This is a genomic window from Brevibacterium sp. SIMBA_078, from assembly GCF_046534565.1.
Classification (GTDB): Bacteria; Actinomycetota; Actinomycetes; order Actinomycetales; family Brevibacteriaceae; genus Brevibacterium.
The window spans coordinates 579,624-604,638 of sequence record NZ_JAWRYQ010000003.1 but is presented as its reverse complement, the minus strand read 5'-3'; the positions used below and the strand labels follow the sequence as shown (position 1 = coordinate 604,638).

21 protein-coding genes are annotated in these 25,015 nt (G+C 66.8%); 10 read left to right on the top strand and 11 right to left on the bottom strand.

The window, feature by feature from the left end:
• Positions 1-53: 53 nt before the first annotated feature.
• Positions 54-200: a hypothetical protein gene (locus SB749_RS14620; RefSeq protein WP_410710932.1), complete on the bottom strand. Its 147-nt coding sequence runs from the start codon at positions 198-200 to the stop codon at positions 54-56.
• A 247-nt stretch (positions 201-447) separates the two neighbouring features.
• On the opposite strand from SB749_RS14620, the gene SB749_RS14615 reads away from it, so the two are divergent.
• Positions 448-1,413: an aldo/keto reductase gene (locus SB749_RS14615; protein WP_228281653.1), complete on the top strand. Its 966-nt coding sequence runs from the start codon at positions 448-450 to the stop codon at positions 1,411-1,413.
• An 85-nt stretch (positions 1,414-1,498) separates the two neighbouring features.
• Here the strand turns inward: SB749_RS14615 and SB749_RS14610 are convergent, their stop codons facing one another.
• The 3 genes from SB749_RS14610 to SB749_RS14600 all read right to left on the bottom strand — a co-directional run bounded on the left by SB749_RS14610 (position 1,499) and on the right by SB749_RS14600 (position 6,631).
• Positions 1,499-2,734, bottom strand: a complete 1,236-nt coding sequence (locus SB749_RS14610) for a threonine/serine exporter ThrE family protein (RefSeq protein WP_410710931.1) — start codon at positions 2,732-2,734, stop codon at positions 1,499-1,501.
• Positions 2,735-2,858: 124 nt separating this feature from the next.
• A complete protein-coding gene (locus SB749_RS14605; RefSeq protein ID WP_410710930.1) occupies positions 2,859-4,499 on the bottom strand; it encodes a GMC family oxidoreductase in 1,641 nt (546 codons plus the stop codon).
• Positions 4,500-4,693: 194 nt separating this feature from the next.
• Complete coding sequence (locus SB749_RS14600; protein WP_410710929.1) at positions 4,694-6,631, bottom strand: primary-amine oxidase; 1,938 nt, start codon at positions 6,629-6,631, stop codon at positions 4,694-4,696.
• 100 nt (positions 6,632-6,731) lie between these two features.
• On the opposite strand from SB749_RS14600, the gene SB749_RS14595 reads away from it, so the two are divergent.
• The 4 genes from SB749_RS14595 (at position 6,732) to SB749_RS14580 (ending at position 11,669) form a co-directional block, all read left to right on the top strand.
• The gene (locus tag SB749_RS14595; protein WP_410710928.1) at positions 6,732-7,328 is read left to right on the top strand and encodes a TetR/AcrR family transcriptional regulator; all 597 of its coding nucleotides are present in this window, start codon (positions 6,732-6,734) and stop codon (positions 7,326-7,328) included.
• 170 nt (positions 7,329-7,498) lie between these two features.
• The gene (locus SB749_RS14590) at positions 7,499-8,461 is read left to right on the top strand and encodes a helix-turn-helix domain-containing protein (protein WP_410710927.1); all 963 of its coding nucleotides are present in this window, start codon (positions 7,499-7,501) and stop codon (positions 8,459-8,461) included.
• 288 nt (positions 8,462-8,749) lie between these two features.
• Positions 8,750-10,141, top strand: a complete 1,392-nt coding sequence (locus SB749_RS14585; protein ID WP_410710986.1) for an APC family permease — start codon at positions 8,750-8,752, stop codon at positions 10,139-10,141.
• 124 nt (positions 10,142-10,265) lie between these two features.
• Positions 10,266-11,669, top strand: a complete 1,404-nt coding sequence (locus SB749_RS14580) for an aldehyde dehydrogenase family protein (protein ID WP_410710985.1) — start codon at positions 10,266-10,268, stop codon at positions 11,667-11,669.
• Positions 11,670-11,757: 88 nt separating this feature from the next.
• Here the strand turns inward: SB749_RS14580 and SB749_RS14575 are convergent, their stop codons facing one another.
• Both SB749_RS14575 and SB749_RS14570 read right to left on the bottom strand, forming a co-directional pair.
• Positions 11,758-12,582 carry a metallophosphoesterase gene (locus SB749_RS14575; protein WP_410710926.1) on the bottom strand — a complete coding sequence of 275 codons (825 nt, stop codon included), beginning with the start codon at positions 12,580-12,582 and terminating at the stop codon, positions 11,758-11,760.
• A gap of 59 nt (positions 12,583-12,641) precedes the next feature.
• On the bottom strand, positions 12,642-13,571 hold the full coding sequence (locus tag SB749_RS14570; protein ID WP_410710925.1) for a LysR family transcriptional regulator: 930 nt from the start codon (positions 13,569-13,571) through the stop codon (positions 12,642-12,644).
• A 121-nt stretch (positions 13,572-13,692) separates the two neighbouring features.
• Here SB749_RS14570 and SB749_RS14565 point away from each other — a divergent pair, with 121 nt between their 5' ends.
• Positions 13,693-14,898: an acyl-CoA dehydrogenase family protein gene (locus SB749_RS14565; protein WP_410710924.1), complete on the top strand. Its 1,206-nt coding sequence runs from the start codon at positions 13,693-13,695 to the stop codon at positions 14,896-14,898.
• A 27-nt stretch (positions 14,899-14,925) separates the two neighbouring features.
• Here the strand turns inward: SB749_RS14565 and SB749_RS14560 are convergent, their stop codons facing one another.
• Positions 14,926-15,810 carry an oxidoreductase gene (locus tag SB749_RS14560; protein ID WP_410710923.1) on the bottom strand — a complete coding sequence of 295 codons (885 nt, stop codon included), beginning with the start codon at positions 15,808-15,810 and terminating at the stop codon, positions 14,926-14,928.
• An 83-nt stretch (positions 15,811-15,893) separates the two neighbouring features.
• Between SB749_RS14560 and SB749_RS14555 the strand changes: the two genes are divergently transcribed.
• Entirely contained in the window at positions 15,894-17,666 is a 1,773-nt protein-coding gene (locus SB749_RS14555) for an ABC transporter transmembrane domain-containing protein (RefSeq protein ID WP_410710922.1), read from the top strand.
• Positions 17,663-19,450, top strand: coding sequence for an ABC transporter ATP-binding protein (locus SB749_RS14550; RefSeq protein ID WP_410710921.1), 1,788 nt, complete (start codon positions 17,663-17,665; stop codon positions 19,448-19,450). Before SB749_RS14555 ends, SB749_RS14550 begins: the two co-directional genes overlap by 4 nt.
• A gap of 22 nt (positions 19,451-19,472) precedes the next feature.
• Here SB749_RS14550 and mgtE read toward each other — a convergent pair whose 3' ends face one another.
• A complete protein-coding gene (gene mgtE, locus SB749_RS14545) occupies positions 19,473-20,840 on the bottom strand; it encodes a magnesium transporter (RefSeq protein WP_410710920.1) in 1,368 nt (455 codons plus the stop codon).
• Between the two features lie 137 nt (positions 20,841-20,977).
• Here mgtE and SB749_RS14540 point away from each other — a divergent pair, with 137 nt between their 5' ends.
• Together SB749_RS14540 and SB749_RS14535 are read left to right on the top strand one after the other, a co-directional pair.
• The gene (locus tag SB749_RS14540; protein WP_410710919.1) at positions 20,978-21,688 is read left to right on the top strand and encodes an ArsR/SmtB family transcription factor; all 711 of its coding nucleotides are present in this window, start codon (positions 20,978-20,980) and stop codon (positions 21,686-21,688) included.
• Between the two features lie 41 nt (positions 21,689-21,729).
• Entirely contained in the window at positions 21,730-22,572 is an 843-nt protein-coding gene (locus SB749_RS14535) for an isocitrate lyase/phosphoenolpyruvate mutase family protein (RefSeq protein WP_410710918.1), read from the top strand.
• Here the strand turns inward: SB749_RS14535 and SB749_RS14530 are convergent.
• The 3 genes from SB749_RS14530 to SB749_RS14520 all read right to left on the bottom strand — a co-directional run bounded on the left by SB749_RS14530 (position 22,541) and on the right by SB749_RS14520 (position 24,944).
• Positions 22,541-22,915, bottom strand: coding sequence for a universal stress protein (locus SB749_RS14530; protein ID WP_410710917.1), 375 nt, complete (start codon positions 22,913-22,915; stop codon positions 22,541-22,543). The genes SB749_RS14535 and SB749_RS14530 overlap by 32 nt on opposite strands.
• A 9-nt stretch (positions 22,916-22,924) precedes the next feature.
• The gene (locus tag SB749_RS14525) at positions 22,925-24,370 is read right to left on the bottom strand and encodes a sugar porter family MFS transporter (RefSeq protein WP_410710916.1); all 1,446 of its coding nucleotides are present in this window, start codon (positions 24,368-24,370) and stop codon (positions 22,925-22,927) included.
• Between the two features lie 64 nt (positions 24,371-24,434).
• On the bottom strand, positions 24,435-24,944 hold the full coding sequence (locus SB749_RS14520) for a hypothetical protein (RefSeq protein WP_410710915.1): 510 nt from the start codon (positions 24,942-24,944) through the stop codon (positions 24,435-24,437).
• Between the last annotated feature and the right edge of the window lie 71 nt (positions 24,945-25,015).

Sequence of the window (25,015 nt, the reverse complement as noted above, 5' to 3'; positions counted from 1 at the left end):
CCGCCGGCATGGACGGCACCATCGACAGGATCTGTACCGCGCTCGCCGTACCCTCACGCTGGGCGGAGGCGGAAGTGGCGGTCGGCGATGCTATGGGCACGCAGGGCCACCTCGGCGGCATCGGTCCATCCCACCCCGGGCGAGGCGACGTACGCGGCGACCAAGTACGGAGTGCTCGGCCACTTCGACGTCGTGCACACTGAATTGCGCGGTACCGAGGTTCACTTCAGCGCCGTCATACCCGTAGGCGTCGACACCGTCTTGGTTGCGGGGCCCGGTACCGGTGCGGGCCGATGCTCGCGCCGGCTACGAGGACGCGGCGTTCACGACCTCCCGCGCGGGGCGCGGTCGGGGGCAGGCTGCCTCGGCGGAATAGTCCTCCAGATCTATCCGTTGTGCGGAAGTGCGGCCCGTTCGCGGCCGATCATTCGACGAATGGAGGAAAGCTTGACCACGCGGAAGCAGATTCCCGGCACCGACCTGTCCATCTTCCCGATCAATCTCGGCACGAACACCTTCGGGTGGACCGCCGATGAGGCGCAGTCCCATGCTGTCCTCGACGCCTTCGTCGCCGGCGGCGGCAATTTCCTCGACACCGCCGAGTCCTACCCTGCGTGGGTGCCCGGCAACACCGGCCGCGAATCCGAGACCATCATCGGCACCTGGCTGGCCTCGCGGGACAACCGCGATGACGTCGTCATCGCCACGAAGGTCGGCGACCATCCCGAGCACAAGACGCAGGATCCCGAATACATCCGCACTGCCATCGACGCCTCACTGGAGCGTCTGCAGACCGATCACGTCGACCTCTACTACGCCCACCGTGACGATGAGGTGACCCCCATCGCCGAGGTGGCCCGCGTCTTCGATGAGATCGTCCGTTCCGGTAAGGCCAAGCACATCGCGGTGTCGAACTATTCGCCGGCGCGTCTGGCCGGGTGGTTCGCAGCGGCCGAGGACGAAGGACTGGTCAAGCCGGTCGCGATCCAGCCGCAGTACAGCCTCGTCTATCGGCGGGAGTTCGAGACCGATCTGCGCCCGGTCGCCGAGCGGCGCGATCTCGCGGTGTTCTCGTACTTCAGCCTTGCCGCCGGCTTCCTCACCGGCAAATACCGCACCGAAGCCGACCTCGAAGGCGCCGATCGGGGTGGAATGGTGCAGGGATATTTCAATGCCGCGGGGCTCAAGGTCGTCGACGATCTCGTCGCGATCGCTGATTCGCACAATGTCGCTCCGACGACGGTGGCGCTGTCCTGGCTGCTGGCGAAGGGCGTGACGGCGCCGATCGCCTCGGCCCGCACACCTGAGCAGCTCGAGGCGGTCATGGCCGCACCGGGACTCGAGCTCAGCGCCGACGAGGTCGACCGTCTCGACCGGGCCTCCGCGCCGTTCGCGCAGGAGGACCCGTCCTGACCTTCCCTCCCAATTACTACCTGACGGCGGCCCAGCAACCTCGCGCGAGGTTGCTGGGCCGCCGTTAGGTAGTTCTAGGGGTGTCTCAGGCGACGATTTCGTCCTTGGGCTCGACAGCGTGGGCGATGGCGGCGCCGATGACCGTGCCGATGGCGATCGTGAAGAACGTGGTCGCAGCCGCCAGCATGCTGCCGGCAACCCCAGCGCCGTCACCGAACTCGATCTGCGAAGCATTGAGGAGCCCGAACGACCCGGGCGCGACGACGAGGAACGCGGGCACGAAGCTGATCCGCCAGATCGGGCCCTTCGGCAGGCGTGAGAGCACGACGGCCACCACCGATGCGGTCAGCGCGCCGGCCAGACCGCCGATGGCCGCACCGAATTCGGCACCGATGCCCAGCTGCGCCAGCGCGGCCGCAGCGATCGTGAGGACGATCGGCACGGTGTGCTCGAGCGGGGTGTGCAGATAGATGATGAGGCCCAGTGTCGCGGCGGCGACGCCGAGGGCGGACAGCCACCATGTCGAGGCGGTGAGCTGGGAGTTCGCAAGCGCCTCGGCGCCGGTGCCAGTGACGACGGCGGCTCCGGCGACTCCGGCGATGAACATCGCCAACTGGACGGTGGCCGAGACGAGCCGGGAACTGCCTGCCGAGAGGGCGCCCGCGGAGATCTCGGTCAGACCGGTGACCACGGCGCTGCCGGGCAGCAGCAGCGCCAGGGTGGCGACGATCGTGCGCAGGGGACTGTCCAGCCAGTCGAGACGGTAACCGATGAGGATGAGCACCGCGACGATGAACGCCGATGCGACCGGCAGCAGCGGTCCGAGGCTGGGGTGGCGGGTGTTGACGCCGAGCACACCTGCGACGATGAGCGAACCGAGAGCGGCGAAGGCGAGGTTGACCAGTCCCGGTTCGAGCAGCAGGCACAGCCCGACGCCGACGGGCACCGCGCCGAGGCAGGTCACCCATCCGGGCCAGCGCGGGGGAGTGCCGTAGACCTCGGCCTCGATCATGCGGCGAGCGGCGTCGATGCCGAGCCGACGCGACCGCACGGCGTCGACGATGTCGAGCAGCTTCGCCGTCTGGTCGAACCGCAGGTCAGGACCGATGCGTTCGAACCGGGTGGGACTGCCGGGGCCGACGGTGAGGAACAGGCCCTTGGGAAGAGCTGCCACGTTGATCGACTTCAGGCCGACGGCAGGTGCCAGTCCGGTCAGTGCGTCTTCGACATCGACCGAGGAGATCCCGCCGGCGAGCAGGCCCGTCCCGATCGTCACCAGCAGCTCCTGTGCGGGGACGGTCTTTTCGCTTGCCTCGTACACTCCCAATCCCTCTCGTCTGCAGATCGGCCGACGAAGTAGAAGATACCAGCCTCTTGCTACCCGACGGGGGCTCAGCAACCTGGCGCCAGGTTGCTGAGCCCCCGTCGGGTAGCAATAAAGGGGATCAGTGGGAGGCCGGTGCGGTGATTCCTTCGGCGGGAGAGCCGACGAGAGCGGCCGCGGCGCGTTCGGCGATCATGATCGTCGGAGCGTTCGTGTTTCCGGTCGGCACGAGCGGCATGATCGACGCATCGGCCAGCCGCAGCCGGCTCACGCCCCGGACCTCGAACGTGGCCGGGTCGACGACCGCCTCGGCGTCGGTCCCCATCCGGCAGGTCCCGGCCTGGTGGTGATAGGTCACCACCGACCCGCGGACGTAGTCCTCGAGATCGTCATCGGCCACCTCGGGGCCGGGGTGGATCTCGGTGGGCTGCCACGACGACAGGGCCTCGGCTCGCCCGATCTCACGGCATTGCCTCACCGAGGCCACGAGGGCGTCGACATCGGCCTGTTCCGAGAGCACCTGCGGATCGACGACAAGGGAATCCTGCGGATTCGGGCCGCTGAGCCGCACCTCACCGCGGCTCTCGGGGCGAACCAGGCCGCCCTGCAGAGTGAAGGCTCCGCCGGGTCCTGGTCCGGTCTGCGCGGCGGGCGCCGCATCCTGGGCATACATCGGCACGGAGAAGAACAACGGCTGGGTGTCCGGGACCGGCAGATCCGGTCGGGACTTCGCGAAGAAGTGAACCTCGGCGGGCGCCACCTCTCCCATCGGGGCCTCCCGATCTCCGGTGGAGAAGACGACCGGCGAGAGCCAATGATCCTGGAGATTCTTGCCGACTCCCGGCAGATCGACTACGGAGTCGATGCCGACCTCGGCAAGCTCCTCGGCGGGTCCGATGCCCGATCGCAGAAGCAGCTCGGGAGAGGCCAGGGCACCGGCGGAGAGGACGACCTCGTCGGCGGACACGGTGCCGACGCGGCCGCGGAAATCAATCTCGAGACCGGTGACCGCGGTCCCGTCGAGGAGAAGCCGACGGGCGTGAGCGGAGGTGAGGATCGTCAGATTCTCATCGCCGAGGCGGGGCTTGAGGTAGGCGCGCCACGTGTTGAGCCGTTTGCCGTCGCGGACGTTGAGCTGGATCTTTCCGATGCCTTCGACGGAGCCGGAGTTGTAGTCGTCATTGACGGGCACGCCGGTCTGTGTGGCGGCCGTGAACATGTCCTCCTGCAACGGATTGCGCGCATAGTCGACGCGCACATCCATCGGGCCGTCGGTGCCTCGGTTCTCGGTGACATCGCCGTCGAAGTTCTCGATTGCGGCGAAGACCGGCCAGACCTCGTCCCAGGACCATCCCGGACACCCGGATTCGACCCACTGTCCGTAGTCCCAGGCATCGCCGCGGACCCAGATGACAGCGTTGAGGGCATTCGACCCGCCGAGGACCTTGCCGCGTGGGAGGTGGATGCGCCGGTCCATCGCGGCCGGCTGCGGGGGAGTGTAATAGTCCCAGTCCTGTTGCGAATGCCAGATCAGTCCGAGGTTGTTGAGATGGTCGATGTTCGGATTGGTCTCGTCTCCGCCGGCTTCGACGAGGCAGACCTTCTTTCCGGCATCGAGCAGTCGACGGGTCAGCACGCACCCGGCCGATCCCGCGCCGACGACGATGTAGTCGAATCGCTCGTCCGGGATCTCAGTGGGGAACGTGTCCGGGTGGTCTGAGGTGTTCGAGGCCACGGTGCCTGATTCATTCTCGGTTGTCATGGCCTCAGGCTAGTGACGTCGGTCACCGGTGAGGAACGCCTGCGGTCGAGGTGTGCACGATTCGGCAAGCCGTCGGCGACGGTCGTGCGCGCATCGTCAATTCCGGTCCCACCCGACTTCTCCGTGCTACCCGACGGCGGCACAGCAACTTGGCGCCAGGTTGCTGGGCCGCCGTCGGGTGGTAATTGGGGAGGTTAGGAGTCGCAGCAGGGAGAGCCGGACTCGGGGGCGGGGACGTCGAGGACGGGGGAGCGGTCGAAGAAGCCCTCGGGCCGCAGCTTGAAGCCGACGGTGTCGACGGGCATGATCGGCCAGTCCTCGACCCGCGGGAAGTGGGTGAGGCCGAAGCTGTGCCAGACCACGATGTCCTCCCCATCGACGCTGCGATCGGCCGACGTCCACGCCGGCAGCCCCGCGTGACCGGGATGCTGATTCGGGAAGTCCCCGGTCGGGTAGCGCTCGTCCTCCTGATACTGCGAGACCCACAGCGACTTCGACGCGAACGTGGCACGGCGGTGAATCGAGGAGTCCTCGGCCGCGAGCAGCGTGGGCAGGCCCGTCGGGTGCAGTTTGTAGCCGACCGGTTCGCCGAGGCGGTTGGTCGACTCCGGGTTCGTCACCACCCACGTCCGCGCCTTCGCCTGATCCGCATCCCGCTGCGCAGCCAGTTCGGTGGCCAGAACGGTTCGGGACCGGCTGAAGGCATTGCCGCGCGGATTGTCCTGCGAGACCGGCAGGCGCACCACGTCCTCCTCCTCGACTCGGCATTTGCCGCCGTCGAGGGCGAAGTCGAGTCGAGCCCCGAAGAGATGCTGGTGGAACGGGGCACCGAGTCCGGGCGCGATCTCCGAGGCGAAATCCGTCGACCCGTTCGGCAGTGCAGAGGTGAAGACGACACCGGTGGCCTTGGCCTCGAATTCGATCGTGCCGTCGAGGTAGAGGTACCAATAGAATCCGTAGTCGTAGTTGCCGACCGTGGTGAAGAACGAGACGACGAGACGCCGATTGCGCCGGGTATAGGCCACACCTGACCACAGGTCCGAATGCTTCGCCAGAATCGACGCATCCTCCTCGTGCATGCAGATGCCGTTCTTGATCTGCCGAGGTTCGCCAAGGTTGTTCGCCACCCATGGCGACAGATAGGTGATATCGCCGAGGCAGTCACACCCGAGCTCGAGCGAGTTCGCCCATTGCCCGACCAGGTATTCGCCGGTGTCGAAATAGTTCTGCCACGACCGCACCGGTGAGGGGTCACCATAGGGAACGACCATCTCGGCGATCGCCGCCCGATCGAGGATCGTGCGACGGCGCTCGCCGTCATCGAAGGCGATGTTGTGCAGGACGAGGCCCTCACGCATGTCGAAGCCGACATCGAACGACCACTTCTCCCACTCGATGTGGTTGCCTTCGGTGACCGTGAAGCTCGGCCCTTCCGGCTGCGTGATCGAGATCGGCTTCTGCGTGGTCCGCACAGGTCCGGTGAGCTCCGGGTCGGTGTAGTTCCCGTGCTCGGACGGCACCGGAACGTTCTCGAGGTCGAGGACCTGGTCGACGGTTCTGTTGGTGACGTCGACATAGGCGACGAGTCCGTCGATGGGATGCGCCCACGCCGAGTCCGACTCATGCTGCTGATGGAATGCCAGCCCGCGCAGGATCCTCCGTCCCTTCTCCTTCGGATATTCGAAGACCCCGGCCGACAACGGCGCCACTCGCACCTCTGCAACGGGCAGCCCGCGCTTCTCGAGGCTCGCCAGCCACGTCGGATCGGCGGCGAGGACCTCTTCGACGACCTCGAACTCCTCTTCCATGACGGGGAACTCGCCCTCTTCGGTGGAGTCCACCTCGGCGACGGATTCGACCGTCTCACGGGTGGCCGAGACGATGATATCGCGGGCAGTGCCGGCGGATTTGTCGAGGATGAAGGCACGGTAACGGCGATCCACCTCGGCGGCGGTCCGATCCGTGCCGCGCACGGGATCGAGCAGGCCGACGTAGGCCATGCGTGCGGAGCCGGGGAAATGCCCGGCCGCGCGGAGCACCGCGGTGACGGTCGAGATCTCGGCCTCGGTCGGCAGGGTGAAGGGGGTGGCGGTGGTCGCCTCGGCGACGGGGGCGGAGGAATGGCAGGACATTGTGCACCTTTGCAATCTGGGCCTGTGGGCTGAGTCACGCTAAAATCTACACTCGTAGGAAATAAAGTCAAGACCCGATCTGCACCGCTGTGGAGGAGCCATGCCCAAGATCGTCGACCATGACCAGCGACGACTGGACCTCGTGCAGGCGACGCTGCGCCTGATCGTCCGCCAAGGACTCAACGGGGCGACGATGCGCGATATCGCGACCGAGGCCGGGTTCGCCAATGGCGTCGTCAAAACGTACTTCGGTTCGAAAGCGGACCTGCTGGCGGCCACCTACCTGTACGTCTTTGAGGCCACGAACGCCAGGGTCGCGACCTCGACGACGGGCCTGCGCGGGCTCGACGCTCTGCGTGCCTTCGCACACGAGGTGCTCCCGGTGACCCCCGCGCTGCACGACGAAGCCCGCGTCGTCCTGTCCTACCTCGCCGAGGTGGCCCAGAACCCCGAACACGCCCGCGCGACCGCGGAGACCATGGAGCTGTGGAGGGCGTGGATCGTCTCCTGGCTCGGCGAGGCCGACGCCGACGGTCATCTGCGCGCCGAGGTCGACGTCGAATCCGAGACCGAAGTGCTCCTGACGTATCTGCTCGGGGCGCAGACCAGTGCGATCATCGGCGGGCGCGGATTCGACTTCGCCGGCTTTCGGGCCCAGCTCGACTACGTCATCGCCCGACTCGACCGGCCGAACTGATCCGGCAGGTGTCGGGTTGAACGTTGGGTGGAGGTGGCCTTGTCGGAGCTGGGTGACCAAATGGTCGGTAATCGGCTTCGGGGTGGTGACTGGCGCGACGGTTGGGGATAGAGTGACCGGACAACGGGCCTTCGGCGAAGCGGTCGGGGCCGAGTGAACTGAGGACGACGATGTTGCTTGAAGACACCGCGAACGACTTCGACGGCTGGCAGGGCCTGGTCTCGGATTCGTTCGTCCCGCTCGATACGGAACCCCAGCGCCGAGGCGGATTCCAAGATCGCATCAGCGCGCGCGACTACGACTCCGTGGTGATGTCGCAGATCAACGCCAATCCCCATGCCGTCCTGCGCACCCCCGAGCTGATCTCCCGAGCCCGATCGGAGAAGCACGGCTGCGCTGCCGGAGCGAACTACTTCAAGGTCTCGCTGCAACTCGATGGGCACGGACTGCTCATCCAGGACGGACGAGAGATGGCGCTGGAGCCCGGATCGCTGGCCATCTACGACACGTCCCGACCGTATACGCTCAGCTTCGATTCGGACTTCTCGTCCTACGTCATGATGTTCCCGCAGTCACGGGTCAACCTGCCCGCCGGAACCGTCGGCCAACTCACCGCCACCCCGATCGGAGCCGACCACCAGCTCGGCGCGGTCGTCGCCCAGGTCATCTCCCAAGCCGGGGCCATGCTGCCGACCCTCAACCGGGCAACCGGTGTGCGGCTGGCCGGCAACGTCGTCGACCTGCTCACCACTGTGATGGCCGACGAGCTCTCTGCCGCCGGCGGCGAGATCGACGAGCGGCAGCGACTGTGGGCCGAAATCACCGACTACATCGATGTCCACCTCTCCGACCCGCAGCTCACCCCATCGACCATCGCCGCCGCCCACTTCATCTCGGTGCGCACCCTGCACCAGATCTTCGAAGGCACCGGGGAGACCGTCGCCGGAGAGATCCGACGACGCCGCATCGAGAAATGCCGACTCGACCTCGCCGACCCCGGTCAGCGTCAGACCCCGGTGGCCGCCATCGGCGCCCGCTGGGGACTGAGCGATCCCGCACACTTCTCCCGGCTGTTCCGCAGCGCGGTCGGCCAACCGCCCGCCGGATATCGCCGCAGCGCCTACGCCGACTGAGCCGGCACTCTCGCCGATTGAGTCCGAGCGCCCGACGCGGATGCGCGAATCGTCAAGAACTCTGCCTGCAAAGCCAAGACGCGGTATTGCAGCGGCACCCACACTGGCAGTAATCACTCTGACTGTTAGGTGGATCACATGAGCACTCTCAGCTCGGACCCGGCCAAAGGCGGCCTGGGTTCCCCGATCGGCAATGCCGCCGATCGGGCCTCCACGGACGTCGGGCACGCACCTGCGGCCACGGCCTCACTCGATGCCCGCCGCATCGGAATCCCCGCGCTCGTCTTCATGATCATCGCCGCCTCGGCGCCGTTGACCGTTGTCGCGGGCGGAGTCCCCAGCAATTTCGCCGTCACCGGCCTGGTGGGGATTCCGCTGTCATTCGTCGTCCTCGGGATCATCCTCATCCTCTTCGCCATCGGCTATGCGGCGATGAGCCGCCACGTCCACAACGCGGGGGCCTTCTTCGCCTACATCTCGAAAGGTCTGGGCAAGCCTGCCGGAATGGGAGCGGCGATGACCGCGCTCGTCGCGTACAACGCCATGCAGATCGGCATCGCCGGAATGTTCGGCTTCGTCTTCTCCTCCTTCCTCGACACTCTCTTCGGCATCTCGTGGTCCTGGTGGGTCTGCGCCCTCATCGCCTGGGTCATCGTCGGCATCATGGGAGTCCTCCGGGTCGACTTCTCGGCGAAGGTGCTCGGCATCATCGTCGGCGCGGAGTTCCTCGTCGTCATCGTCTTCGACGTCATCGGACTCGCCCACAGCCCCGAAGGTGTCACCGGCGACGGGCTCGGCCTCGACCAGCTCTTCGCTCCCGGTGTCGGTGCGGCCCTGGCATTCTCGATCGCGGCTTTCATGGGCTTCGAATCCGGGGCCATCTACAACGAGGAGGTCAAAGACCCTCGTCGCACGGCCGGTCGGGCCACCGTCATCGCCGTGAGCATCATCGCGGTGTTCTATGCGTTCTCCGCCTGGGCGATGGTCGTCGGCGAAGGAGCCTCGCAGGTCATCGGCCGCTCCCAGGAATTCGGACCCGACCTCATGTTCGTCTTCCTCGGCGAACACGCCCCGGTGTGGTTCGTCGACCTCGGCAACCTGCTGTTCCTCACCTCGCTGCTGGCCGCGCTCGTGGCCTTCCACAACATCGTTGCCCGCTACGTTTTCGCCCTCGGCCGGGACCGGGTCCTTCCGCAGTCGCTGGCCAGGACCTCACGACGCACCGGCGCGCCCGTGGCAGGCTCCCTCACCCAGTCAGGACTGGCACTCGTCATCATCCTCGTCTTCGCCGTGGTCGGCTCCGGCAGCGATGACCCGCTGTTCCCTGTCGTCACGCTCTTCACCTGGCTGACGAACATGGGTGCCTTCGGACTCGTCCTGCTCATGGCGCTGACCGCGCTCGCCGTCGTCGGATTCCTGCGCACTAAGGCGGGGGAGTATTCGCTGTGGACCCGCGCGATCGCCCCGGGCTTGTCAGCCATCGGACTCTTCGTCCTCTTCGTCGCCATCGTCATCAACTTCAACGTTCTCATCGGTGCAGAGGGCACCACGGTCCTGTCGTGGATGCTGCCAGCCATCGTTCTCATCCCCGGGTTCGTCGGCACGATCTGGGCCATCGTCCTCCGCTCGTCCTCGCCGAACCTCTATGCAGGAATCGGTTCCGATGGAAGCCTTGGATGACGGAGGCGTTCCGACCGCCTGACATATCCGTACACACCGCCGGAAAATGACCACACCAACCACCGCCGACCATCCGGTCGCCGATCAGAGGAGCACCATGACCGCCGAGGCAACCGCCACCGAAATGACCACTACCGCTGGAATTCTCGCCGCCATCGTCGACCCCGCCGGACGCGAGATCCACGACCCCGCCACCGGTGAGGTCGTCGGCCGCACTCACGAAGGTACGCCTGCAGAGATCGACGCTGCGGTGACAGCCGCGCGCCGGGTGCAGCCTGCATGGGCAGCGCACAGCTCTCAGGAGCGCAGCGAGCTGCTGGGCAAAGCCGCCGACGCCATCGAAGCCTCCGCCGAGGCGCTGGCCGAGCTGCTCTCGCGCGAACAGGGCAAACCCCTCAACGGGCCCAACGCCCGCTTCGAAGTCGGTGCCTGCGCGGCCTGGCTGCGTGCGAACGTGTCCTTCGAACTCGAACCAGAGGTTCTCGTCGACGACGGCGAAACCCATGCTGAACTCCATTACAAGCCCGTCGGTGTCGTCGGCGCGGTCGGTCCCTGGAACTGGCCGATGATGATCTCCGTCTGGCAGTTCGCCCCGTCGCTGAAGATGGGGAACACGGTCGTCCTCAAACCCTCGGAGTACACACCGCTATCGGTGCAGGCGCTCGTGGCAGTGGTCAACCAGGTGCTGCCGGCCGATGTGCTCTCCGTCGTCCCCGGTGATGGTTCTGTGGGCGCGGCACTGACCAGCCATGCAGACGTCGACAAGATCATGTTCACCGGATCGACGAAGACTGGACAGGCGATAATGCGCACCGCCGCGGACAACCTCGCCCGCATCACCCTCGAGCTCGGCGGCAATGACGCCGGCATCGTCCTCGAGGACGCCGATCCGGCCCAGATCGCCGGCGACCTCTTCTGGGGCGCGTTCATCAATACCGGGCAGACCTGTGCTGCGATGAAGCGTCTCTATGTTCCCGAATCCCTCTACGACCAGGTGTGCCAGGCTCTCGTCGAGGTGGCCGGACAGTCCCCGATGGGCGTGGGGTTGGAAGAGGAGAACGTGCTGGGACCGTTGCAGAACAAGCAGCAATACGACATCGTCGCTCGTCTCGTCGACGCGGCCAAGGACGGGGGAGCGCGCGTGCTCATGGGCGGCGATCCCGTCGCTGAACAGCCCGGCTACTTCTACCCGACGACCCTTGTCGCCGACATCGACAACGACAACCCGCTGGTGGCCGAGGAGCAGTTCGGGCCGGTGCTGCCGATCATCAAGTACACCGACCTCGACCAGGCCATCGAGTGGGCAAATGAGCTCGAAGTCGGCCTCGGATCCTCGGTGTGGGGAACCGACCTCGACGCCTGCCGACAGGTTGCGGCCCGTCTCGAGGCGGGGACCACGTGGATCAACAAACACGGCGCCGTCGACCCCCGAGTGCCCTTCGGTGGGGTGAAGAAGTCCGGCTTCGGTCTCGAATTCGGTCTCGAGGGCCTCAAGCACGTCAGCGTCCCCCAAGTCATCTCCTGGTAATTGCTACCTGACGGGGGCCCAGCAACCTGGCGCCAGGTTGCTGGGCCACCGTCAGGTAGCACGGAGGGTATTCTCCAGTGCCGGGTTCTCAGCTGATCGTTGCTCCGTGGAGGACGAACGGTGCGAAGACCGGGGCCGCCTCGGCGAGATGGCAGGGGTCGATTCCGACGATTCGCCGGCCAGTGTGTTCGAAAGTTGCGTGGCGGTGATTGAGGTCGAGTCTGATCTGCGGTTGGATCCAGGACTCGGCCGACCACTGGCTGCGGTTCCAATCGAAGGCACTCGAATGGCCGTGAATCTGATTGAACGGCAGCTCGGCCTCGAGCCGCGGCCAGGATGGGTAGACCTCTGTCCTCGCGGCCGCCCACACTGGGCCGGCATTATCGTCATCGACGCCGAGCAGCATCGTCCCGGGATGCCAGAGCGCGCTATCGGCGGCTGCCTCCTTCAGCGCCGCCAACGTCGCCTCGGCACTGTCGGGGGCTCCGAGCCCCTGTCGCCAGAATCCAGCCGTCAGGCCGGCATGAGTGATCAGCCACTCCTCGCCTGAGCCGTCGGTGACAGCTGCTGCCGCTTGGAGGCGACCATCTGCCCACCAGCCCCGTAGCTGCTCCTGGGCGGTCTCCTCGATGACTTCGTTCCATCCGAAAACCGGGCGGTCGACGTAGAGCTGTTCATGATTGCCCACGATCTGAGTCCACACACCCCGTTCCAGAAGACCGGCGACGAGGCCGACGACTTCAGCGGAGGCCGGGCCTCGGTGGACCAGGTCGCCGACTTGGATGACATGGAGGTCGTCCGGCCAATCGATCTCGGCTCCGAACCGCACGCCGAGCTCTCCCAGGAGATGGACGAGCGGTTCGAAATGACCACCGACGTCTCCGATCACAGCGATACGGGTTGGGTCAGCCATATCCCCAGTCTCTCACCGATTCCGCCGCGACTGCGCGCTCCCAGGCACCTGACGGCGGCTCAGCAACCTCGCGCCAGGTTGCTGGGCCCCCGTCGGGTAGCAATTGGGGAGGGGAAGATGGTTCGGACGATGTCGAGTACCCGGGCCAGTGCTTCGGACGGGTTGTTCCGGCGCCAGCCGAGGGCGAGAGTGAACGAATCCCCGCCCTCGGCGAGGCGGACATAGCGCACTCCGTCGATGCGGATGTGATCCGAGGACTCGACGACGACGGCCATGCCGACCTGCGCGCCGACGAGCGCCAGAAGACTGTAGGGATCCGGTGCCTCCTGAACGACCTGCGGCAGGAAACCGGCGTCATCGGCCAGCCGCATCATCACCTCTCTGACCTGAGATCCGTGCGACGGGGCATAGGAGATGAACGGCTGACCGGCGAGTTCGCCCATGCTCACCGACTCACGCTCGGCCAGCTCATGCCCCGAGGGCATGGCGATCATGACGCTCTCCTGCCGGATGACGTGGACCTCGACTCCGGCCGGCACCGGCGGGCTGATGATCGCGAGATCAGTCTCCCCGTCGCGCAGGGCGATCGCGGCCTCCCCGCAGTACATCTGCGGCTGCAGGTCGAGGCTGATGCCCGGGTGCCGCTCACCGGCCTCGCGGGCCAGCCTGGAGAGGATGGAGTAGCCGCTCGTGCCGCCGAACCCGATGCGCACCCGGCCCGCCAGACCCTGCTGCGCGGCTCGGGCGATGCGCCGAGCGCCGTCCACCTGGGTCCCGATCGCCACAGCGGGTTCGAGCATCGCCTCGCCTGCCGGCGTCAGCCGGACCCGCCGGGTCGTCCGCTCGAACAGATCGACGTCGAGGTCTCGCTCGAGCGCGCGGATCATCTGGCTGAGCGCGGGCTGCGCGATGTGCAGACGCTCCGCAGCCCGCCCGAAATGCAGCTCCTCGGCGACGGCGAGAAACGCTGTGACCTGCCTGAACTCCATGTCGTATCCCCACTGCCCAGATTGATAAGAATATACGCTTAATCACCTTAATATTACCTCTTGGACTCTGAGTAATTCCGATGGCACTGTTGAAGACGAACTCGATGCCCAAGGAGACCCCATGACTGCCGTCACCTCAGACACCCCAGCCACCACCGCCGCCAACACCGACCCTTCCGACCTGCTCGACCTCGCCGGGCTCCTCACCGACGAAGAGCTGACCCTGCGCGCGAAGGTCCGGACCTTCGTCGACGAGCGGATCCGGCCGAACATCGCCGACTGGTACGAAGGCGCGATCTTCCCGACCGAGATCGTGGCCGAGATGGGCGAGCTCGGCCTCCTCGGCATGCACCTGCAGGGCTATGGCTGCCTGGGACGTTCAGCCGTCGAATACGGTCTCGCCGCTCTCGAACTCGAAGCCGGCGATTCGGGACTGCGCACCTTCGTCTCCGTGCAGGGATCGCTGGCGATGTCGGCCATCCACAAATTCGGCTCCGAGGAGCAGAAGAACCGCTACCTGCCCGGAATGGCCGCCGGAGAGATCATCGGCTGCTTCGGACTGACCGAACCCACCGCCGGATCCGACCCCGCCTCGATGGCCACAGCTGCCACCCAGGGCGCTGACGGCTCCTGGACGCTCAACGGCGCCAAACGCTGGATCGGTCTGGCCTCGATCGCCGATATCGCCGTCATCTGGGCGGCCACCGACGACGGCATCCGCGGCTTCCTCGTGCCCACCGACACCCCCGGATTCACCGCCACCCCGATCACGCAGAAGCTGTCGATGCGGGCCTCCATCCAGTGCGATATCGACCTTGAGGACGTGAAATTGCCCGCCGAGGCGGTCCTGCCCGAGGTCACGGGACTGAAGGGGCCGTTCTCCTGCCTCAATGAGGCCCGGTACGGAATCATGTGGGGCGCCATGGGGGCCGCACGCGACTCCTTCGAAGTCGCCCTCGACTACGCACAGAACCGTCTCCAGTTCGACAAGCCGCTCACCGCCTACCAGATCACTCAGGAGAAGCTGGTGAACATGGCACTCGAGATCCAGAAGGGCACCCTCCTGGCCATCCAGACCGGGCGACTCAAGGACGCCGGGACCCTCGATCCCGTGCAGATCTCCGTCGGCAAGCTGAACAACTGCCGCGAAGCCATCGCCATCTGCCGGGAAGCCAGGACCATGCTCGGCGGCAACGGCATCACGCTCGAATACTCACCGCTGCGGCACGCGAACAACCTCGAATCCGTGCGCACCTACGAAGGCACCGACGAGGTCCACACCCTCATCCTCGGCCGCCACATCACCGGCCAGCAGGCCTTCCGCTGATCCGTCGCCATCACCCGACGGCGCCCCTCACAGTTCCGGGAAAGCGACCCCGGTCAGCTCTTCGGACACCGCCCATAGTCGGCGGGCCACCTCGGTGTCGGTGGACTTCGACGAACGGGAAGCGAACCCCGGCTTCCCGCGGATCTCGAACGGACCGGTCGGGCCGATGTAGCTGCCACCGGGCAGCTCGGCGACAGCGGCACAGAGGATCGGCCGTGCCCCGCCCTGCTCGCTCTGAGCGACCACCCGGGTGAACGCACGGCTGACTCGAGCGTCCAAAGAGTTGTCGTCGCTGGAGTTGAAGAGGTTCGTCGCCGCCAAACCCGGATGGGCGGCCGTCGCGATCACCGAGGATGAGCGCTCGGACAGCCGACGCTGGAGTTCGTCGGTGAAGAGCAGGTTCGCCAGCTTCGACTGACCATAGGCGGCCATCGGCCGATACGGTCGCCTCTTCCACTGAAGGTCGTCGAAATCGATCGTGCCGAACCGGTGGGCGATGGAGGAGACGGCGACGATGCGCTCACGCACCTGCGGAAGCAGCAGATTCGTCAGGGCGAAATGCCCGAGGTGGTTCGTTCCGAACTGCGATTCGAATCCGTCGACGGTCCGGTACAGGGGCGGGATCATGATCCCCGCATTGTTGATGAGCAGATCGACCGGATCTGTGAAGTCCGCAGCGAAGTCGCGCACCGATGACAGGTCGGCGAGGTCGAGGTCGCGCACCTCGGTGCTGCCCGGCATCGTCGCTGCGGCGGCCTCACCCTTCGCACGGTTGCGCACGGCCAGGACGACATGGGCACCTCTACCCGCGAGAACCCGGGCAGTCACCCGGCCGAGTCCGCTGTTCGCGCCGGTGATGAGGACCGTGCGCCCTGTGAGATCGGGAATGCCGAAATCGATCGGAGAAGTCATGAGGCCATCCTAGAATTCCGCCCTGGCAATCAGCTGTCCAGCCGAGCCGCCACCGCATCACCGAATTTGTTAGGGTAGCCTTCGTGCCGAAGACCCCTGAAACCGGTGCGCAGATGCTGCGCCGAGCCGCTCGTCGGCGCATCCGTCCCCTGCTCGGTGGAGCCGGGGCACTGTCGATCTGGCAGGTCTGCGAAGCGCTCGTGCCGGTGGCGATCGGCATCATCGTCGACCGGGCGATCATCCCGTTGTCGATCCCGGCTCTCATCATCTCGATCATCGGCCTCGGACTCCTCTTCACCGTGCTCAGCCTCGGCTACCGATTCGGCGCACGACTGTGCAACACCGCCCGCGAGCACGAAGCCCACGCCCTGCGCGTCGAGATCACACACGCGGCACTGACCGCCCCAAGCCTTCCGGCCGACCGCACCTCGGGCGAGGTCCTGTCCATTGCGTCCGCCGATGCCGACACCGCGGCCACCGCCTTCCAACAGGCCGGCCGCGGGATCGCCTCGGTGCTGGGCATGATCACCGCCGCGGTCTTCCTCCTCATCGCCGATCCCGTGACGGGACTCGTCGTCCTCGTCGCCGTGCCCATCGGCCTGATCATCGTCGCCCTGCCCGGCCGGTCCGTCTCGGCGCGGGCAGCCGCGCAGCTCGACGCCGTCGCCTCGGCGGGACGCTCGGCCTCCGACCTCATGCACGGACTGCGCGTGATCAAGGCAATGGGCGGGGAGCCGTGGGCGGTGCGGCGTTACCGCACGACCTCCGATGCGGCCGCCGAAGCCGGCGTCGCCACAGGTGAGAGGACCGGACGCCTGGCCGGTCTCGGTGCGCTCGTCATGTCCGTGGTGCTGGCGGTCGTCCTCATCGTCGCGGGCCTGCGCCTCATCGACGGACAGATGAGCGTCGGCGCCCTCATCGGCATCCTCGGCATGACCGCCTTCCTCACCGAGCCCATGCGCGCACTCGCCGACATCGTCGGCCTCTTCGCCCAATCCCACGGCGCCGCCGAACGGATCGCCCGCCTGCTGACCAGCATCGATGCTGAAGCAGGCGCCGGTGATACGACGGACACCATCGCCGAGGCGGCCCCCACCACCCGTGATTCCGCCGACCCTCGCCCGAGCGTCACAACCACCGAATCCGGAATCACCATCACCGGATGGCCGACGACCGCCGAGTCCCGGGAACTCACCACCGCCGGGGGAGCGCTGACCTGCATCGTCTCCGACGACGCGGAGGACGCAGCCATGCTGCTGGCCGAGCTGACCTCCCACGCCCGGAACCTCGGCCCCGCCCGGATGCTCGTCGCGCCCCACGATGTCGACCTGTTCGAAGGCACCATCGGATCGAACATCACGATGGTCGTCGCCGACGACCGTACAGACACCGACGACAGTTCAGACACCGACGACCGCACGGACGCAGACGACCACCCGCCGATCTCGACCGAGGCGCTCACCGCCTCGGGAGTCGACGAGCTGCTCGACCTCGTCGACGGAGGGCTCGACTACCGGATCCAGGAACTCGGCGGGAACCTCTCCGGCGGTCAGCGGCAGCGCGTCGCATTGGCTCGTGCGCTCCACGCCGATCCCGAGATCCTCGTCCTCGTCGAACCCACCACCGCCGTCGACGCCGTCACCGAAGCGAGGATCGCCCAGGGACTCTGCCGACTGCGCCGCCGGACGCGAGAACAGGCCACGATCATCCTCACCTCCTCGCCAGCCTTCCTCGCCGCCGCCGATACCGTCGTCTATCGCCCGACGTCCGGCTGCCTGCTCGTGGGCCGTCATGCCGACCTCCTCGAGACAGACACCGACAGCGCGGAAGCCTACCGAGATGCGGTGACCCGATGACGGCACCGATGAACACCACCCTGACGATCGCCTCGCGGCGTCGCTCCTTCGCCCACCTGGCCCCGCTGCTGCGCCGCCGAGCCGGCTGGATCGTCCTCCTCGTCGTCGCAGGACTGGCCAATGCCGGTGCCGGCCTCGTCGCGCCGTGGGCGATCGGCCGTCTCGTCGACGAACTCCCCTCCGGCGCCGGCGCCGAACTCGTGTGGGTCTGCGCCATCGCCGTCGCGATCGCCGGAATCGTCATGGCCGCCGGCACATGGATCGGCGCCTGGGCACTCGCGCGCATCGCGATGCCCGTCGTCGCCGAACTGCGCACCGAGGTCGTCGACTCAGCCCTGACTCTCGAGTCCCAGCGGATCGAACGCACCGGCACCGGCGACCTCGTCTCCCGCGTCGCTGACGACTCGCGAAAGATCGGCGAGGCCGCCGGCCAAGTGCTGCCGCTCGTCGTCGAATCACTTCTCGTCGTCGTGGTCTCCGCATTCGGCCTGGCCGCCATCGACTGGCGTCTCGGTCTCACCGGGCTCGTCGCCGTGCCGATGTACTGGCTCACCCTGCGCTGGTATCTGCCCCGATCAGAACCCATCTACAAGGAAGAACGCGCGGCTTTCGGCAGGCGTGCCGGGCGCCTGCTCGGCGGACTCACCGGTAGTGCGACCCTGCGCGCCTATCGTGCCGAGGCCGGGGAGATGCGTCGCATCGACTCCGCCTCCGCGCACGCCCGCGACCTGTCGATCGACGTCTTCCGGTTCGTCACTCGGGCCTTCGGCCGCAACAACCGTGCCGAGGCGGTCGTCCTCTCCCTGCTGCTGGCCGCCGGCTTCGTCCTCGTCTGGTTCGGGGAGTCCACCGCCGGAGCCGTGACCACGGCCGCCCTGGTCTTCCACCGCCTCTTCAACCCCATCGGCGCCCTCGTCGGACTCTTCGACCAGGTCCAATCGGCCGGCGCCTCCCTGACCCGCATGGTCGGAGTCATCGACGAAGCTCGAACCGCGCCGAAGCGCTCGACCCAAGACGCACCCGCCGCCCCGCGGCTCGTGCTCGAGGACCTGTGGTTCTCCTACGACACGGACCCGGAGACGGACAATCACGTGCTGCGCGGGGTGAACCTGAGCATCGCGCCGGGCGAGCACATCGCCGTCGTCGGCACCACCGGCGCCGGGAAGACGACGCTGGCGAAGATCGCCGCGGGACTGTCAGCCCCCGGTCACGGACGGGCACGTCTCACGGATGGCGGGGCCGCCTCGGCGAACGGGGTGGACGTGGGATCGATGGACGAATCCGCGCTGCGCCGGCATATCGCCATGGTCGCGCAGGAGGTGCACACCTTCTCCGGCAGCCTGCGCGACAACATCACCCTGCCGCGTCCGGACGCGAGCGACGACGATGTGCGGCAGGCTTTGGACGAGGTCGGCGCCGGGTGGGTGACATCTCTGCCGAACGGCCTCGACACGCAGATCGGGGAGGGCGGGGTCCGCCTGTCCGCGGTCCAGGAGCAGACGATCGCGCTCGCCCGCCTGGTGCTCGCCGACCCGGACTTCGCGATCCTCGACGAAGCCACCGCCGAGGCGGATTCGGCCGGAGCCCATGTCCTCGAATCCTCCGCCGAGGCGGCCCTTGCCGGCCGTGGCGCGCTCATCGTCGCCCACCGGCTCAGCCAAGCGGAGAAGGCCGACCGGATCCTCGTCATGGAACATGGAAAGGTCGTCGAGGAAGGCACCCATGCCGAACTCGTCGGTGCGGGCGGCCGCTACGCCGAGCTGTGGGAGGCATGGTCGGGCTGAGGCCGCTGCCCAACAGGGGTCATCAGCTCAGGCCGAGCACCGTCGTGGCGATCGTGAAGTAGAGGATGAGGCCCGTGGCGTCGCAGAACGTGGAGATGAACGGGTTGGAGAACACTGCCGGATCCGCCCCGACCTTCTTCGCGATGATCGGCATCAGACCGCCCACCGTCGCGGCCATGATGCACACCGACAGCAGCGTCAGTCCGATGACCAGTCCGATCGCCCACCCGTAGACGAGTGCGGCGACGACGAAGCCCAAAGTGCCGAGCACGGAGCCGAGTACCGCGCCCACGCGCAGCTCCCTCCAGATCACTCGTCCGAGATCGCGGACGCGCACCTCACCGACGGCCAGGGCGCGGGTGACGGTGGTGGCCGCTTGGTTGCCGGTGTTGCCGCCCGTGCCGGTGAGCAGCGGAATGAAAAGCGCGAGGACGACGACCTGATCGAGTCGGTCCTCATAGACTTCGAGGACCTGGACGGTGAGGATCGCTGATACGGCGAGGACGAGCAGCCACACGATGCGGCTCCTGACCAGACGCATGATCGTCGAGGACAGGTAGGAGCGATCCAGCGGTTCCGTACCGGACCCGCGGGCGAGGTCCTCCGCGTCCTCCTCGTCGACGATGTCGAGGACGTCGTCCATGGTGAGGATGCCGACGAGCCGCTCCTCCTGATCGGTCACCGGCATCGCGATGAGCCGGTGGGAGAGGAATTCACGCGAGGCTTCCTCGCGATCCGTCAGCGCATGAGTGCTCAGCGAATCACGAACCATGTCCTCGATGATCGTGTCCTCGTCGGCGGCCAGCAGATTGCGCAGCGACACCACTCCGCGCAGCACCCGGCCGGGACCGACGACGGGCAGCAGGTAGACGGTCTCGGGGCCGTCGATGCGGGCGCGCACGACCTCCATGGCCTGGGCGGCCGTCCACTCCTCGTGGATGCCGAGGACCTCCGGAGACATGTACCGACCGATCGCGGACTTCGGGTAGCCGAGCACCGCGGACGTCATCGACCGCTCGTCCGGGGCCAGTCCCTTCATCAGGCGACTGGCCACGCTCGCAGGCAGCTCGCCGAAGAGTTCGGCACGATCATCGGGGTCGAGGCCCTCGACGATATCGGCGACCTCGGGCTCGCGGAGATTGCCGATGAGTTCGGCTTGGTACGCCGGAGGCAGGTCCTCGAAGACGTCGAGGGCTTCCTCCTTCGTCAGCACGCGGAAGAGCATCGCCGACTGCAGCGGGGTCGAGGTGTGGACGAGGCGGGCGATCTCTGCGCGCGGGACCAGCCTGGCCAGACCGGCGATCTCATCGAGAGTGTCGGGATCGATTCTGCCGGTGAGCGCGGATTCGAGGCGGTCGGCCGCCTCGGTGCCCTCTGTCGTATCGGCCACGCATGCCCCTTCACCTCGGACGAAAACTCCCGCCCTCAAGCCTAGGCCATGAGCACCGCGGTGCCGGGCTCGCCTCGACAGCGCGCAGCCGCGACATTTCGGGCAGCACCGAAACGACACAGCCCTACGATGGTGGCATGACGAGGAGATTCCCGGAGTCCGCACCGAACATCGCCGCTCTAGCGTCGGCCATCGCCGACCCGAGGCGCGTGATGATCTGTGCCAGCCTCCTCGACGGTCGTGCCTGGACGCTCACCGAGCTCTCCCGTGCCCTGTCGATTCCGATGTCGTCTCTGTCCGAACACGTCAACGTCCTCATCGACCACGATATTCTCGCCGAGCGACGGGAGGGGCGACACCGCTATGTGCAGATCGCCTCGACCGACGCAGCCGACTGGTTGGAGCACACCGGAGCTCTGGCCGGCGGATCGATGACCGCAGCACCGTCGCTGGCCGCGAAGACCCGTGACCGTCAGCTCATCGAAGCCCGCACCTGCTACCGACACATCGCGGGCCGGTTCGGAACTCAGCTCTTCTCCGCACTGGTGCAGCGAGAATGGATCGATCCGTCACTCACCATCACCGAATCCGGGAGGGCCGGGCTCGCCGAGGCATTCGGACTCGATGTCGGCCGACCGACGACCTCGTCGCGGCCCCTTGTGCGCCGGTGCCTCGACTGGACAGAGCGCCGCTCCCACCTCGGCGGTCGCCTCGGCGATGACATCTGCCGCACCTTCTTCGACCGCGGGTGGATTCTGCGACGCCCGCACTCGCGAGCCCTGACGATCACCGCGGACGGACGCGACCGCCTCGACTGGGTGCTCAGCGCACAGCGAGATCATCTCTGACCGCCAGCGAACAATCCGCCATCGACCAACGGAGACCGACGATGACCGAGCCCACCGACACCGCAACGACCTTCCGCAGCCTGCACGTCCCCGGCGACCCGTTCATCCTGCCGTGTGCGTGGGACGTGGCCGGCGCTCGATTGTTCGCCGAGGCGGGGCACCGTGCCGTGGGCACCACGAGTCTCGGTGTCGCCGCCGGCATCGGCGCCGCCGATGAAGACCGGGCGACTTTGGCCGGGTCCGTGAACCTCGCCGCCGCCCTCCGTACCGCCCTTCCGAACCACCCTCTGACCTGCGACTTCGAAGACGGCTACGGAGACGGCCCCGAGTTCGTCGTCGAGATCGTGCGCGAGAACTTCGCAATCGCCGACGGCACGGGCGGCCTCCTCGTCGACGGCATCAACATCCAGGACTCGCGACAGGGTCGGATGAGCGAACCCGGAGTCCTGTCTGCGAAAGTGACGGCGATCAAGGAGGCGTTCCCCGCCCTGTTCGTCAACGCCCGAATCGACACGTTCTGGATCGGCCAGGACAACCTCGGCGAGGTTCTGGCCCGCATCGATGCCTACGTCGATGCCGGAGCCGATGGGATCTTCGTCCCCGGCGACCTCGATCTTGCGACGATCGAGACGATCACCAGCCGTCGGCGGGTTCCCGTCAATGTCCTGGCCAGCCCGCGGTATTCGAAGTCGGACCTCGCCGAGGCGGGGGTGGCCAGGATCAGCACCGGATCGCTGCTCTATCGCGCGGCGATGTCGGGGGCGCTGAGTACTCTGCAGGTGCTCGCCGACGACCGCCCCTCACAGGCGGAGAACGTGCTGCCGTACCGGGCCTTCACCGAACTGGACCGAGTCAGCGTCCGGTCGCGTCCCGGCGGACGGTGAGCACAGGAACGGGGGAGCGCAGGATGAGCCGCTGCGCGACCGACCCGAGGATCATCTTGCCCACGCGCGAGCGGGCGCGGACACCGAGGACGAGACGATCGACCTCCGAGTGATCGCCCAGTTCGTCGATGACGGCGGTGACCGGGTCGCGATCACCGCGGCCGGACCGATTGATGACGGTGACCTCGAGTCCGGAGGGGATCTCATCCTCGGTGAAGTCATGGAGGGTGAGGTTGATGAGCAGCAGCCCGGTGCCGAGGTTCTGCGCCTCGGCGACGGCCGCTTCGAGGGCGAACCGGCCCTCGGGACTGTCGGTGACGGCGACGGCGACGGCGACTGACATGGAGGCTCCTTATCTGCGTCCGTACTCGGCTTTGAATTCGCGTTCGAACTCCGCGAGGTCCTTGTCCTTCGTCTCCGGCAGCATCAGCGCCAGGAAGACGAAGGCGATCACGGCGAGGCCGGCGAACATGCCGAAAGTCGCCGTCATGCCCAGGGCCTCGATGAGCGGCGGGAAGAACTGCGCGACGATGGCGTTCATGATCCACAGCACGAACACGCAGATGCCCATGGCGAAGCTGCGGATCTTCATCGGGAAGATCTCCGAGAGCATCAGCCAGGTCAGCGGGCCGACCGTTCCCTGCATGGAGAAGACGAAGAGGACGAGGAAGGCGAGCACCGTCCACGCCTGTGCCGGTCCGGGCGGCACGATGACCGCAGTCAGGGCGATGAGCGTATGGAAGACCGCGATAAGGGCGTAGCCGGTGAGGAACATGACCCGGCGCGGCAGCTTGTTGAGCAGGTACATGCCCAAGGAGATGCCGGCCAGGGAGAACACGCCGTTGGCGATATTGCCGATGATGGCGACACCGGAATCCAGGCCCGCGCTCGTGAGCAGCTGAGTTCCGTAGTACATGACCGAGTTGATCCCGGTGAGCTGCTGGAAGAAGCCGAGTCCGGCACCGATGATGACCAGACGCAGCACCCAGCGGGTGCCGAGGTCGGAGAGTCCGCCTGTGGCTTCCTTCGCAACCTCGGCGGCGAGGTGGGTGACCTCGTCGATCTCGGCTTCGGCACGTTCGGGGGAGCGGACCTGCTTAAGCACGGCCAGAGCTTCCTCGGTGCGCCCCTGCGAGATCAGCCAGCGCGGGCTCTCGGGCTGGAAGATCATGCCCACGAGGAGGGCGATCGCCGGCACGAGGGCAACAAGCAGCATCCACCGCCAGATCGAGTCGACATGCCCGAAGAAGTTGAAGATCATGGCGTTGATGACGAACGCCGCAAGCTGACCGCCGACGATCATGAGCTCATTGCGGGTGACATAGCTGCCGCGCTTCTCCGACGGAGCGATCTCACCGAGATAGACGGGCACAGTCGCCGAGGCGCCGCCGACTGCGAGTCCGAGGACGAAGCGGGCGCCGATGAGGAACTCCGCCCCGGGCGCGAGCACGCAGCCGAGGGTGCCGATGATGAAGACTCCGGCCAGGAGCAGGATCGTCTTGCGCCGGCCCCAGGCATCGGCGACTCGACCGCCGAAGACCGCACCGAATGCGGCACCGACCATGAGGGAAGCGACGACGAGGCCTTCGCTCAGGGCGGTCAGGCCGAAGTCCTCGCTCAGAGGTTCGAGAGCTCCGTTGACGACACCGGTGTCATAGCCGAAGAGCAGACCGCCGAAGGTGGCGACCGTGGCGATGATGCCGAGGCGGTGGACGGGGCGTCCTGTGCCGACGTGGGGGAGTTCGAAGTTCGTGCTCGCAGTGGACGTCGATCGGCGACGCGGGGATCCGGGTGGCATGGGCGACTCCTTTCCCCTTCAGTCCTCACACATGTGAGCCTGCCGCGGACGGAGGGGGTGGAGCTCAGTCCTCCTGATATGAGTCATCGATGACTTCGGGCATGCCGTCGATGACCGAGACCTGCTCGGTCCCGTCATCGGCCAGGGCATCGACATTGAGGTCGTCGCCATCGAGCTCGGCGACCTCGAAGTCGTCATCGCCGTCGGAGACCATCTCGTCGCCGACGCGGTTTCCCTGTTCCGCTGCGGGCGACTGATCGGTGTTGAACTCGTCCGAGAGGTCGGGGGCCTCGTTCTCGTCTTCCCAGCCGGTGTCGTCGACGAGCACATCGTCGGCGCCTTCGATGCCGGTCCCTTCGGGCCCCTCCGCACCGGGTTCGACGGGGGCTTCGCCGGGTTCGTCATCGATGTCTGAATCGATGTCGGAGTCGGCGTCGACCTGGTCGGCCTCGGCCTCGGCGGCGCTGAGTTCGGGATCATCCAACTCATCGGCCGTAGGTTCGTCGAGCTCGGGATCATCGAGGATGGGGTCGTCTTCCAGCCGGTCTGCTGCATCCGCGTCGAACTCGCTCATGATCTCTCCTTCACTCGCAATCAGGGTCGGGCCCTCATTCTGACACGTCGTTCGGTCGCAGGCCATGGGGG

Coding starts and splice junctions, on each gene's coding strand:
- SB749_RS14520 (WP_410710915.1), bottom strand. CDS start 24,944: ATGAGCGAGTTCGACGCGGATGCAGCAGACCGGCTGGAAGACGACCCC.
- SB749_RS14600 (WP_410710929.1), bottom strand. CDS start 6,631: ATGTCCTGCCATTCCTCCGCCCCCGTCGCCGAGGCGACCACCGCCACC.
- SB749_RS14575 (WP_410710926.1), bottom strand. CDS start 12,582: ATGGCTGACCCAACCCGTATCGCTGTGATCGGAGACGTCGGTGGTCAT.
- SB749_RS14590 (WP_410710927.1), top strand. CDS start 7,499: ATGTTGCTTGAAGACACCGCGAACGACTTCGACGGCTGGCAGGGCCTG.
- SB749_RS14565 (WP_410710924.1), top strand. CDS start 13,693: ATGACTGCCGTCACCTCAGACACCCCAGCCACCACCGCCGCCAACACC.
- SB749_RS14525 (WP_410710916.1), bottom strand. CDS start 24,370: ATGCCACCCGGATCCCCGCGTCGCCGATCGACGTCCACTGCGAGCACG.
- SB749_RS14530 (WP_410710917.1), bottom strand. CDS start 22,915: ATGTCAGTCGCCGTCGCCGTCGCCGTCACCGACAGTCCCGAGGGCCGG.
- SB749_RS14595 (WP_410710928.1), top strand. CDS start 6,732: ATGCCCAAGATCGTCGACCATGACCAGCGACGACTGGACCTCGTGCAG.
- SB749_RS14585 (WP_410710986.1), top strand. CDS start 8,750: ATGATCATCGCCGCCTCGGCGCCGTTGACCGTTGTCGCGGGCGGAGTC.
- SB749_RS14605 (WP_410710930.1), bottom strand. CDS start 4,499: ATGACAACCGAGAATGAATCAGGCACCGTGGCCTCGAACACCTCAGAC.
- SB749_RS14540 (WP_410710919.1), top strand. CDS start 20,978: ATGACGAGGAGATTCCCGGAGTCCGCACCGAACATCGCCGCTCTAGCG.
- SB749_RS14550 (WP_410710921.1), top strand. CDS start 17,663: ATGACGGCACCGATGAACACCACCCTGACGATCGCCTCGCGGCGTCGC.
- SB749_RS14570 (WP_410710925.1), bottom strand. CDS start 13,571: ATGGAGTTCAGGCAGGTCACAGCGTTTCTCGCCGTCGCCGAGGAGCTG.
- SB749_RS14535 (WP_410710918.1), top strand. CDS start 21,730: ATGACCGAGCCCACCGACACCGCAACGACCTTCCGCAGCCTGCACGTC.
- SB749_RS14580 (WP_410710985.1), top strand. CDS start 10,266: ATGACCACTACCGCTGGAATTCTCGCCGCCATCGTCGACCCCGCCGGA.
- SB749_RS14560 (WP_410710923.1), bottom strand. CDS start 15,810: ATGACTTCTCCGATCGATTTCGGCATTCCCGATCTCACAGGGCGCACG.